At 65.6% G+C, this 10,426-nt stretch carries 12 protein-coding genes; all 12 read right to left on the reverse strand.

What is annotated here, in order from left to right:
- The coding region (locus ACPEH1_RS19980; protein ID WP_423716276.1) for a radical SAM protein at positions 1 to 713 on the reverse strand (713 nt) is incomplete at its 3' end.
- 217 nt (positions 714 to 930) lie between these two features.
- Positions 931 to 1,674, reverse strand: a complete 744-nt coding sequence (locus ACPEH1_RS19985) for a pyridoxine 5'-phosphate synthase (RefSeq protein WP_423716277.1) — start codon at positions 1,672 to 1,674, stop codon at positions 931 to 933.
- 4 nt (positions 1,675 to 1,678) lie between these two features.
- Positions 1,679 to 1,936, reverse strand: coding sequence for a hypothetical protein (locus ACPEH1_RS19990; protein ID WP_423716278.1), 258 nt, complete (start codon positions 1,934 to 1,936; stop codon positions 1,679 to 1,681).
- Between the two features lie 67 nt (positions 1,937 to 2,003).
- A complete protein-coding gene (cls, locus tag ACPEH1_RS19995; protein ID WP_017356926.1) occupies positions 2,004 to 3,464 on the reverse strand; it encodes a cardiolipin synthase in 1,461 nt (486 codons plus the stop codon).
- Between the two features lie 102 nt (positions 3,465 to 3,566).
- A complete protein-coding gene (locus tag ACPEH1_RS20000; RefSeq protein WP_017356925.1) occupies positions 3,567 to 3,980 on the reverse strand; it encodes an ExbD/TolR family protein in 414 nt (137 codons plus the stop codon).
- Between the two features lie 3 nt (positions 3,981 to 3,983).
- Complete coding sequence (locus ACPEH1_RS20005) at positions 3,984 to 4,409, reverse strand: ExbD/TolR family protein (protein ID WP_017356924.1); 426 nt, start codon at positions 4,407 to 4,409, stop codon at positions 3,984 to 3,986.
- A gap of 58 nt (positions 4,410 to 4,467) precedes the next feature.
- Complete coding sequence (gene exbB / locus ACPEH1_RS20010) at positions 4,468 to 5,229, reverse strand: TonB-system energizer ExbB (protein ID WP_017356923.1); 762 nt, start codon at positions 5,227 to 5,229, stop codon at positions 4,468 to 4,470.
- A gap of 85 nt (positions 5,230 to 5,314) precedes the next feature.
- Positions 5,315 to 5,983 carry an energy transducer TonB gene (locus ACPEH1_RS20015; RefSeq protein ID WP_136005792.1) on the reverse strand — a complete coding sequence of 223 codons (669 nt, stop codon included), beginning with the start codon at positions 5,981 to 5,983 and terminating at the stop codon, positions 5,315 to 5,317.
- Positions 5,984 to 6,129: 146 nt separating this feature from the next.
- Positions 6,130 to 7,323, reverse strand: a complete 1,194-nt coding sequence (locus ACPEH1_RS20020) for a tetratricopeptide repeat protein (protein WP_136005793.1) — start codon at positions 7,321 to 7,323, stop codon at positions 6,130 to 6,132.
- A 133-nt stretch (positions 7,324 to 7,456) separates the two neighbouring features.
- Complete coding sequence (locus tag ACPEH1_RS20025) at positions 7,457 to 8,263, reverse strand: M48 family metallopeptidase (RefSeq protein ID WP_017357102.1); 807 nt, start codon at positions 8,261 to 8,263, stop codon at positions 7,457 to 7,459.
- A 73-nt stretch (positions 8,264 to 8,336) separates the two neighbouring features.
- Positions 8,337 to 9,188, reverse strand: coding sequence for a CPBP family intramembrane glutamic endopeptidase (locus ACPEH1_RS20030; RefSeq protein WP_017357101.1), 852 nt, complete (start codon positions 9,186 to 9,188; stop codon positions 8,337 to 8,339).
- 73 nt (positions 9,189 to 9,261) lie between these two features.
- Positions 9,262 to 10,426: toprim domain-containing protein (locus tag ACPEH1_RS20035; RefSeq protein ID WP_423716279.1), on the reverse strand; the 1,165-nt coding region annotated here is incomplete at its 5' end.

The following is a 10,426-nucleotide window of genomic DNA, read 5'->3' on the forward strand; positions in this document are numbered from 1 at the left end:
ATCCACGGAATCACCGGAGCCACCATTACGCCCACCGGGATGCCGGCGGCGTGCAGCCGCCGCATCGCACGCAGGCGGGCGTGCGGGGCCGAGGCACGCGGTTCGAGCCGGGCCGACAGATGGGGGTCCAGCGAGGTCACCGAGAAGTGCACGCTCACCAGGTTCTTCTCGGCCAGCGGCGCGAGCAGGTCGATGTCGCGCTCCACCAGCGCGTTCTTGGTGATCAGCGAGAACGGGTGCTGGGTTTCCAGCATCACCTCGATCAGCTGCCGGGTGAGCTTGAGCTTGCGCTCGATCGGCTGGTAGGCATCGGTGTTGATGCCGAGGGCAATCGGTTGCGGCACGTAGCCGGGGCGAGAGAGTTCCTTGCGCAGCAGCTGGGCGGCGTTGGTCTTGGCGAACAGCTTGGTTTCGAAGTCCAGGCCGGGCGACAGGTTGAGGTAGGCATGCGAGGGCCGCGCGAAGCAGTACGAGCAGCCATGCTCGCAACCGCGGTACGGATTGACCGATTGGCTGAAGCCGACGTCGGGCGACTTGTTGCGGCTGATGATGCTGCGCGCAGTCTCCGCACGCACTTCGGTGCGCAGGCGCGGCGTGGCGAACTCGTCGCTGTCGCCCGGCTCCCAGCCGTCGTCCACGGCTTCGCTGACGGTGACCTCGAAACGGCCCGCCAGGTGCGTCGTGGAACCTCGGCCTTTGATCGCGATACCCATGATCACAGGCTAGCCGGACGGGGTCTCAGCGATTGAGACCCCGCAGGCAGGCGAGGGGCTGGCAACGGCGTGTGCATGGTTAGCAGTATTACTAACCACAACCCAAAATGGAAGCAGAACCCTTGTGCCTGCTGGGTTTGCGGGCCCTGGGCGCGGGTTGATCCCCAATGTTGTCCACAGGCCACGCTGACGGGTCACGCCACGTCAGCGATGGGTCTCAGAGCAGCGCCAGGTAGCCTTTCACTGTGGCGTCGAGGCCGTCGTACAGGGCTTCGCTGATCAGCGCATGGCCGATCGAGACTTCCAGTACGTCAGGCACCGCGCGCAGGAAGTCGGCAAGGTTGTCCTGCGACAGGTCGTGCCCGGCGTTGACCCCCAGGCCCACCGCCTGGGCCCGGCGGGCGGCGTCGGCGAACAGGGCCAGCATGGCGGTGGCATCGCCGGCAGCGTGGGCGTCGGCATAGGGGCCGGTGTAGAGCTCAATGCGGTCGGCGCCGATGGCAGCAGCCTGGGCCAGGTCCGGGTTGCCGGCATCAACGAACAGGCTGACCCGGCACCCGTAGGACTTCAGTGCGGCGATCAGCGGGCGCAGGCGCTTGGCGTCGCGGTCGAAATCGAAGCCGTGGTCGGAGGTGAGCTGGCCGTCGCCATCGGGCACCAGCGTTGCCTGCGCGGGGCGGGTCTGCTCGCACAGCGGCAGCAGGCCCGGATAGCCCTCGCGCGGCGGGGCGAAAGGATTGCCTTCGATGTTGAACTCGATGCCACGCGCGGTGGTCAGCGCCGACAGCGCCAGCACATCCTCGGCGTGGATATGCCTACGGTCCGGGCGCGGATGCACGGTGATGCCATGCGCGCCGGCGTCCAGGCAGGCGCGGGCGGCCTGCAGGACATCCGGATCGGTGCCGCCGCGCGAGTTGCGCAGGACGGCGATCTTGTTCACGTTGACGCTGAGCTGGGTCATGGGACTACAGGAGGTCGGAGTCGTCGGTAGCCGGCTGCTGGCGGGCCTGGGCCTGCTCGCGCAACCGGCGCAGTTCGAGGGGGTCGATAAGCTGGCTGGTATCGCGCTGCAGCCCACCGAAGCGGGCAACGTACAGACCGCGCACCCAGGCCAGCAGGAACAGCAGCGTGCCGGCCAGTGCCAGCATCATCCATCCCATCTGGGATGCCTTGAGCGCGAGGGCGAAGCAGCCCAGCGCGAGCAGCAGGAACAACCAGTACATGTCAGCACTCCCCGTTTGACCCGGCCAGTGTAGCGCCGAGGCCAAGCGCGGTTCCACGCAGCCGGTCTCAGAGCAGCGGCGAGGCCAGGCGGGCGAAGGCTTCGGGCACCCGGTGACGCCACAGGGCGCGCTGGCGGTCGTTGCGCACCGGCACAGCGGCGTCGAACTCGGCACTGAGCAGGGCGGCGAGGGCCGCCACGCGGTCGGCGTCGCCGAGCATCATCGACAGCTCGAAGTTGAGGCGGAAGCTGCGGTGATCGAAGTTGGCGCTGCCGACGATGCAGACATCGTCGTCGGCGATGAAAGCCTTGGTATGCAGCATGCGCGGGCCGTACTCGTAGATCTTGACGCCGGCCTGCAGCAGCTCGTCGAAGTACGAGCGCGCAGCCTGGGTGACGAACCAGGAGTCGCTCATCTTCGGCACCAGCAGGCGCACGTCCAGACCACCGAGCGCGGCCGAGGTCAGCGCCATGCGGGCGGCCTCACCGGGGACGAAGTACGGGGTGACCAGCCAGACCCGTTCGCGCGCCTCGTGGATGGCGGCCACATGCAAGCGGTGGATCGTTTCCCAGGACGAATCCGGGCCGGATACCAGCACCTGCGCATTGATGCGGCCATCGCCCCGACTGGGCATGTCGTTGGGCCACAGTTGGGCGATGTCGAAGCGCTCGGGCGGTTCGCCGCTGGCGTAGATCCAGTCTTCGATGAAGACAAGCTGGAGGCTGCGCACGACGTGGCCGCGAAGGCGCATGTGCAGGTCGCGGTACGCATCGGCGCGGCGGCTCTCATCTTCCTCGTCGGTGATGTTGATGCCGCCGGTGAAGGCTTCGCGGCCGTCGATGATGACCAGCTTGCGGTGCGTGCGCATGTTGAGCCCTGGCCGCTTGAACGGCTTGAGCAGCTGCCGTGGATGGAACCACACCACCTCGGCGCCTGCCTCGCGCAGCGGCGCCAGGAAGCGTTTGCGGATCGCCGAGGAGCCCACCGCATCGAGCAGAAGGCGCACGCGTACGCCGGCGCGGGCGCGCTCCACCAGTGCGTCGCGCAGGGCGGTGCCGGCGTGGTCGGGGTTGAAGATGTAGTACTCCAGGTGCAGGTGGTCACGCGCCTGCGCGATGGCCGCCAGCAGGGCCCGGTAGGTGGCCGCGCCATCCACCAGCCATTCGACCTCGGTAGCCGAGCTGGGGGCCAGGCCGGTGGTGGCCTGGGCGATCTTGGCCAGCTCGGTGCAGTCGGCATCGGGCGGACACACGCTGCTGTAATGCTCCATGCCTGACCGCGAGCGCCCGCGGCGCAGGCGCTGGCGCTTCACCTTCTGCGGGCCGAGCAGGTAGTAGATGAAGAGGCCGAGGTAGGGCAGGGCGGCCAGCGACAGGATCCAGCTCAGCGTGGCCACCGGCTCGCGCTTCTGAAGCATGATCCAGCCGGTCAGCCAGAGCAGGTACAGCACGTAGGCCACGGCAAGCAGCGGGCCCAGGTGGGGAATGCCCGCGATCCAGTCGCGGAGGGTATGGAAGGTGGCGAGCATGTGCGGATGATAGCGGGCTGTGCCTCCAGCGCGGCGCCAAAAAAAAAACGCCCCTGTCTCCAGGGGCGTTTTCCAGTCGCGTCATGACTGTGGTCTTGCGTATTACTGCTGTACGAAACCGATCTTCTTCATCTGAGCATTCTTCGCGGCAGCCAACACCTTGGCCATCACGTCGTACTCGGAGTCCGGGCTGGCGTCGATGCGCAGTTCCGGCTGGTTCGTCGGGTCCTTCTGGACCTCCTGCTCCATGCGCTGCTGCAGCTCGTGCACGGGAACCGGACTGTTGTTCCACGTCACCTGGTTGCTGGCGTCCACCTTCAGCTCGATCGGCGGCGGCGGCTCGACCAGCTGCGGCGGTGGGTTGAGCACACGCTGCGGCAGGTCCACGGCGATCGGGTAGGTCATGATCGGCGCGGTGACGATGAAGATGATCAGCAGCACCAGCATCACGTCCACGAGGGGCGTGACGTTGATGTCGGCCATTGGGCCCTTGTTACCACCGGTACTGAATGCCATGACTTACTGCCCCTTCTCTTTGGTGGCAACGAAGCCAACATCGAGCATGCCCTGTTCCTGCGCAACCTTGGTCATCTCGTTGATGACGCGCATCTTGGTGGTGCGGTCACCACGCAGGTTGAGCGGCGGCTGCGGGGTCTGCTGGGCGGCGGTCGCCAGGCGAGACTCGAGGGTCTGCTTGTCGATTTCCTCGTCGTTCCAGTAGATCGAGCCGTCTTCCTTGACTGCCAAGGTGATCGGGCCCGAACGCTTTTCAGCGTCTTCCGGGTTCTGCACCAGGTTGGCCTCCGGCAGATCCACCTTGACCTTGTGGGACATCAGGGGCGCCGTGATGATGAAGATGATCAGCAGCACCAGCATCACGTCCACGAGGGGCGTAACGTTGATGTCGGCCATGGGGCCGCCGCTGTTACCACTACTGAAAGCCATAACGGGCTCCGTCTAGATCGTGTTGACTACGTTCTCGCCTGGGTACAGCGCGTCGCAATTAGCGGACGCGCGAACCGGTGGCGAAGAAGTCGTGCAGGTCGTGAGCGAACGTATCGAACTTGCTGATCGTGGCGCTGTTGATCTTGCTGAAGAAGTTGAAGGCGAACACGGCCGGGATTGCCACGAACAGACCGATGGCGGTCATGATCAGGGCTTCACCCACCGGGCCGGCAACGGCGTCGATGGAGGCCGAACCGGTTGCACCGATCTTGATCAGCGCGCCGTAGATGCCCCACACGGTACCCAGCAGACCCACGAACGGAGCGGTTGCGCCGACGGTGGCCAGCAGGGTCATGCCCGACTGCAGGTTGTTGCTTTCGCGGGTCACGGCCTGACGCAGGGCGCGGTCGACGAACTCCGAACGGCTCAGGTTCTCACCCAGGCCACCGGTGGCGCCGCCTTCGGCACGCTGGTGGTGGGCAGCGGCCTGCGCAGCGTCCAGGGCGATCTTCGAGAAGGGCTCGGAAGCCGGCTGCTCTTCCATCGCACGGATGGCGTCCTGGGCGTTCGGGGTATCCCAGAACAGGCTCACGACCTTGTCAGCAGCGCTCTTCAGGCGGGTAGCGCGGAAGATGTTGATGACGGTCCAGTACCAGGACATGGCGGACATGATGACCAGGGTCAGCAGCACGACCCAAGAGACGGCGAAGTCGCCCGGCTTGGTGGTCATTTCGTGGATCAGGTGCTCGAAGCCCATCTGCGAGAGGGCGTTCGACGAGTTGCCCCCGGCAGCAGCGGCGATGAAAATTTCCTGCAGCATGACGCTTACCTTTGTTGTGTGTGGTGATAAAGGGTGTGGCTAGAAACAACCGATGGAACGGTGGCCGGCGGGCCACCGGCGACCATCAGTTCAGCGCAAAGTTGACCGGGACGCGAACGCGACCTGCGACCTTCTTCCCGCCCGACTCCGCAGCACGGAAGCTCCACTTGCGAGCTGCTTCCATCGCGGCGCGGTCAAGGTCACGGTTACGGCTGGACTTCTCGACCGAGACATTGGTGACGTTGCCGTTGGCATCGACATCAATGATCAGGATGACTTCACCCTGGATACCTGCGCGGAACGCGGCCGGCGGGTAGCGCGGGGGGTTCATGTTCTTCGACGAGATGTCGACGCTTGCCTCGATCGACGTCGGCGGAGCCGGCGGCGAGGGGGGCGACGGCGGCGTGACGATGTCGTTCGGACGCGGTTCCGGGACGTCGACCACAGGCGCCTGCGGCGGCGGCGGCACCGGCGAGGGCTTCGGCGGCGACAGGTTCTTCACCGGCGGCGGCGGAGTATCCTGCGGCGGCGGCGGCGGCGGCGGCGGTGGGGGCGGCGGCGGAGCGTCGACCAGGGTCACCATGATGTTGCGTTCCTTCTCCGCAGCGGCCTTGGGAGCCACAGCCGGGATCAGAAGCATCATGAAGGCGGCGAGATGCAGTGCGATTACAAAAGCGATACCCACGATACGCGGCCAGCTGAAGCCGGTGTCATCGCGTTGTTCGTACCTGTGAACGACTAGTTGTTCCGTCATGCGCCAAGAGCTCATTAGTGGGGCCGGGATACCCGGGGACAGGTAGCCCATGATCAGCGGTGCATGACACCGCAGGAACCTCCAAGCTTATACCAATCCTGAGCGCCTGCGCATCAATCGCGCGGGCGTTCAGGCGTTATTCCTACTTACTTCAGGTTGATGATTTTCTTGGCATCCGCCTGGTTCTTCACACCCTTTGCCAGCGCCTGCTGGGCGGCCTGCTTGGCCTCCGGGATGCGACCTTCACTGTGCAAAACACGTGCCAGATTCAGGTAGGTTTCACCGTCCTTGGAAAGCGGGGCGGCCTTCTGCCACGCCTCGATGGCCTGCGGCACCTGGTCGGAGTAGTAGTAGGACTGGGCCAGCGCCAGGTACACCTGGTAGTCCGGCTTCAGGATGCCCTTCTGCAACCCTTCGTTGATGACCGCGATGACGTCCTTTTCCTTGTTGTCGGTGTTGGCATAGATCGAGTACAGCTGCTTGTACTCACGCTCTTCGGTGAGCTGGCCGGAGGCGCGCAGCTTGTCCATCACCGAGGCGGCCTTGTCCATCTGGTCGGCTTGCATGTACATGCTGGCCAGGTTCAGCTGGGCTTTCTTGTCGTTCGGGTTGCGGGCGGCCAGCGCTTCGGCCTGCTTGACCGCTTCACCGGTCTGGCCGGCTTCGGACATGGCGGCCATCAGCAGCTGGTTCCAGCTGTCCTTCGGTTCGGTGGCACCGGCGATGGCCTGCTGCAGCACCGGGATGGCATCGGCGTAGCGCTGCATCTGGTACAGGGCCTGGCCCTTGATCACCAGTTCTTCCGGCTTGGCCGACTTGCTCTCGGCGAAGTACTTGTCCAGCGTGGCCAGGCCTTCCTGGAGCTGGTCGTCCTGCAGCTGCAGCTGGCCGAGCATCAGCATCGACTGGAAGTAGCCGTTGTTGTCCAGGCCGTTGAAGTCCAGCGCCTGCTGCAGATACTTCTTGGCCGCTGCGTTGTCTTCGGTCTGGTAGGCGGCCTGCGAGGCCAGCTGCGCAGCCAGCGACTTGTCGTAGGCATTGGCGTCGGCGTTGGCGAGGATCTCGTCAGCCTGGGCGCGGGTTTCCGGGAACTTCTGCTTGTTGTAGTTGTCTACCAGCTTCTGCAGCTTGCTGCCCATCTTGGCAGAGGCCTTGACGGTCGGCTCCTGGCGGGTCGCGTTCGGGAAAAGCACTTCGGCCTTGGCCTGCTTTCCACCGCGGCGATCACTGGAACGATCGGTCGAACGCGTCTGGGCGACGGCATCGGTGACGACCACGCCACCGAGTGCGGTCGCGATGAGGACGGAAAGCACGGCTTGCTTGTGGTTGCTGAAAATCATCTTTCACCTCGATCGGAACCGCCGTGGCGGCATCAAAACGGACTGTCAGAAAAATCTGAGCCGCCAAACGTATCAGAAACCGATGGCGTGAGAAATCGTTTCCGATGCTGCAATACAGCATCCTTTGGTCGAATCATCCGCACCGTGGACGCCGCCCGGCCGCCTGGGCCTGCTGGTACACGTCTGCGAGGGCGGGCGCGTCGCGCTGCAGTTCCCGGATCCGGTTGCTGGGATCGGGGTGGGTGGACATCCACTGCGGTGAGCGCCCGCTGCTGGCCGCCATCATGTTCTGCCACAGATTGACCGCCTGCGCCGGATCGAAACCGGCCTCGGCCATCAGGCGCTGGCCCAGCACGTCCGCTTCGGATTCCTGGGTGCGCGAGCCGGGCAGCAGGAAGGCGGTCTGCGCGGTCATGCCGCCGAGCTGGTTGACCGTACTGGCCGCAGCATCGCCGTACGCAGCGCCGGCGAGCATGCCGAGCACGCTCAGGCCGGTCTGCGCGCCCATCTGGCGGGTGATGCGCTCCTCGTGGTGGCGGGCGATCACGTGCCCGATCTCGTGCCCGATCACGGCGGCGAGCTGGTCCTGGTTTTTGGCGACGGTGAGGATGCCCGAGTTCACCCCGACCTTGCCGCCGGGCAGGGCGAACGCGTTGGGTTCGCTGTCGACGAACACGGCCGTTTCCCACCGTACGCCACGGTACTGAGGCGGCAACTGTGCGACCAGCGCATCGACCACGCACTGCACGTAGGAATTCTGCCGGCCGTCGGTGCTGACTTTTTCCTTCTGCTTGGTCTGGGCGAACGCCTGGGCGCCGAGCTGGTCCAGCTCGGCCTGGGACACGCCGCCCACCATCTGACGCCGACCGGTCGGCGAGGTGGTGGTCGCGCATGCGCTGACCAGCAGCGCGATCGCAAGTCCCAACAGAACTGGTTTCATCAATGCGTCCCCCGTGTTCATGTCCGCAGTGTCGTATGTGACGGCTTAATTTTTCGTCAATCGGCCCAGCGGTTCAGTGCAGGCCGAGGAATACCAGCGCTGCCAGGGCGATCGCGTTGTTCAGGCCATGCGCGACGATCGGTGCCCACAGGGTGCCGGTCTTCTGGTACAGCCAGGCGAAGGCCGCACCCATGCCACCGTAAACCAGCCACAGCTGCGCGATTTCCAGCGGGCCGTTGGCGCTGGTGCCGGGAATCTCATGAACCAGGGCGAAGGCCAGGCTGCTCAGCAGCATGCCGAGCAGCGGCCGGCCGGCCTGCCACAGGCGCCCGAACAGGACCCGGCGGAACAGCAGTTCTTCATAGGCCGGCGCAAGCACGACAGCAAACAGCGCCAGGAAGAGCGGAAAGCGCGACAGCGCCTGTTCCATCAGGCCAAGGTTGGTCGGGACCGGCTCGATGCCGGCCTGCTTGGCCAGGAAGGCAATGCCGTTGCTGCCGATCACGACGCCGGCAGCGACGAGGACGGTCCAGCCCCAGGTGCCGGGGCGGCGGGCGGCGCTGCGCGACGCGGCCTGTTCCACGGGGGTGGCGCGACGGCGCCAGAAGTACAGCAGCAGGGCGGCACCGCCGGTGGCGATGAGCGCCATCAGAATCTGGGCGAGTGCGCCGGGTTGGCCCAACTGTGCGGTGAGGTCGGCGGCCGAACCCACCGTATCGCCACTCTTGGCGGCGGCATAGCCGACCATGATGCCGCGATACACGCCCCAGACCAGGCCGGCCATCAGGCTCAACCCGAACAGTACGATCGCGGCGATGCCCAGATCGATGAAGAAACCGGCCAACGGGGAGCCGGGTTTGCTGGTCGCCGGCGGAACCGTCGGCGGCAGGGGAGGCGTCATGGACGCCGGGGCGGTAGCAGACATCGGATTCCTGGCATCGGGAGACGATGGCCGGCCAGGGTGCAGGTCGCACCCGGCCGGCCTTGCCCCGATTGTGTCAGATATCCAGGTTGGCGACCTTCAGCGCGTTGTCTTCGATGAAGTCACGGCGCGGCTCGACCACATCGCCCATCAGGGTGCTGAAGATCTGGTCGGCGGCGACCGCGTCTTCGATGCGCACCTGCAGCAGGCGACGGGTATCCGGGTTGACCGTGGTGTCCCACAGCTGTTCCGGATTCATTTCGCCCAGGCCCTTGAAGCGCTGGATCTGGCGGCCCTTCTTGGCTTCGTCCAGCAGCCAGTCGCGTGCCTGCGAGAAACTCTCGACCTCCACCGACTTGGCGCCACGGCTGATCTTCGCGCCAGCACGGACCAGGCCGTGCAGCAGCAGCGAGGACTGGTGCAGGGCGCGCAGTTCGCCGGTTTCGAAGGCACTCAACGGCAGTACCTGGATCAGCTCTTCGCCCATGTGGCGACGCGTGACCAGCACGGCCGCCGGACGCTCGTCGGTGGGTTCCTGCAGCTGCAGGCTGTACCGCGGCGAGCCCAGGCTGCCCTGGTTGAGGCGGGTGGCCAGCGCGGCCAGGCCTTCTTCGGCACCGGCCTTGCGCAGGTGTTCCAGGTCCATCGGGGTGAAGTCGATCAGGGCTTCGAGCAGCTGGCGATCGTAGCGATGGGCATTGCGGCTGATCGCGTCCTGCGCCGCAGCGTAGGTGAGCAGCAGCTTTTCCAGACCCACGCCTTCGATGCCGGGCTCGCCATCGGCCGGCACCAGCGATGCGTTCTCCACGGCGCTGCTGGCCAGGTAGGCGTCCAGCGCAGGATCGTCCTTCAGGTACAGCTCCTGCTTGCCCTGCTTGATCTTGTACAGCGGCGGCAGACCGATGTAGACGTGACCGCGCTCGATCAGCTCCGGCATCTGACGGTAGAAGAACGTCAGCAGCAGCGTGCGGATGTGCGCGCCGTCGACGTCGGCGTCGGTCATGATGATGATGCGGTGGTAACGCAGCTTGTCCGGGTTGTACTCGTCCCGGCCAATGCCGGTGCCGAGCGCGGTGATCAGCGTACCGACCTGGTCGGAGGCGAGCATGCGATCGAAGCGGGCGCGTTCCACGTTGAGGATCTTGCCGCGCAGCGGCAGCACCGCCTGGTTCTTGCGGTTGCGGCCCTGCTTGGCCGAGCCACCGGCCGAGTCACCCTCGCCCAGGAACAGTTCGGACCGC

Source organism: Stenotrophomonas sp. NPDC077421 (assembly GCF_049545505.1).
Classification (GTDB): Bacteria; Pseudomonadota; Gammaproteobacteria; order Xanthomonadales; family Xanthomonadaceae; genus Stenotrophomonas; species Stenotrophomonas nematodicola.

What these genes read in the sequence shown, in the direction of transcription:
- ACPEH1_RS20000 (WP_017356925.1), bottom strand. Translation starts at nt 3,980, where the DNA reads ATGGCATTCAGTACCGGTGGTAACAAGGGCCCAATGGCCGACATCAAC.
- ACPEH1_RS19990 (WP_423716278.1), bottom strand. Translation starts at nt 1,936, where the DNA reads ATGTACTGGTTGTTCCTGCTGCTCGCGCTGGGCTGCTTCGCCCTCGCG.
- ACPEH1_RS19985 (WP_423716277.1), bottom strand. Translation starts at nt 1,674, where the DNA reads ATGACCCAGCTCAGCGTCAACGTGAACAAGATCGCCGTCCTGCGCAAC.
- ACPEH1_RS20020 (WP_136005793.1), bottom strand. Translation starts at nt 7,323, where the DNA reads ATGATTTTCAGCAACCACAAGCAAGCCGTGCTTTCCGTCCTCATCGCG.
- cls (WP_017356926.1), bottom strand. Translation starts at nt 3,464, where the DNA reads ATGCTCGCCACCTTCCATACCCTCCGCGACTGGATCGCGGGCATTCCC.
- ACPEH1_RS20025 (WP_017357102.1), bottom strand. Translation starts at nt 8,263, where the DNA reads ATGAAACCAGTTCTGTTGGGACTTGCGATCGCGCTGCTGGTCAGCGCA.
- ACPEH1_RS20030 (WP_017357101.1), bottom strand. Translation starts at nt 9,188, where the DNA reads ATGTCTGCTACCGCCCCGGCGTCCATGACGCCTCCCCTGCCGCCGACG.
- ACPEH1_RS20015 (WP_136005792.1), bottom strand. Translation starts at nt 5,983, where the DNA reads ATGACGGAACAACTAGTCGTTCACAGGTACGAACAACGCGATGACACC.
- exbB (WP_017356923.1), bottom strand. Translation starts at nt 5,229, where the DNA reads ATGCTGCAGGAAATTTTCATCGCCGCTGCTGCCGGGGGCAACTCGTCG.
- ACPEH1_RS20005 (WP_017356924.1), bottom strand. Translation starts at nt 4,409, where the DNA reads ATGGCTTTCAGTAGTGGTAACAGCGGCGGCCCCATGGCCGACATCAAC.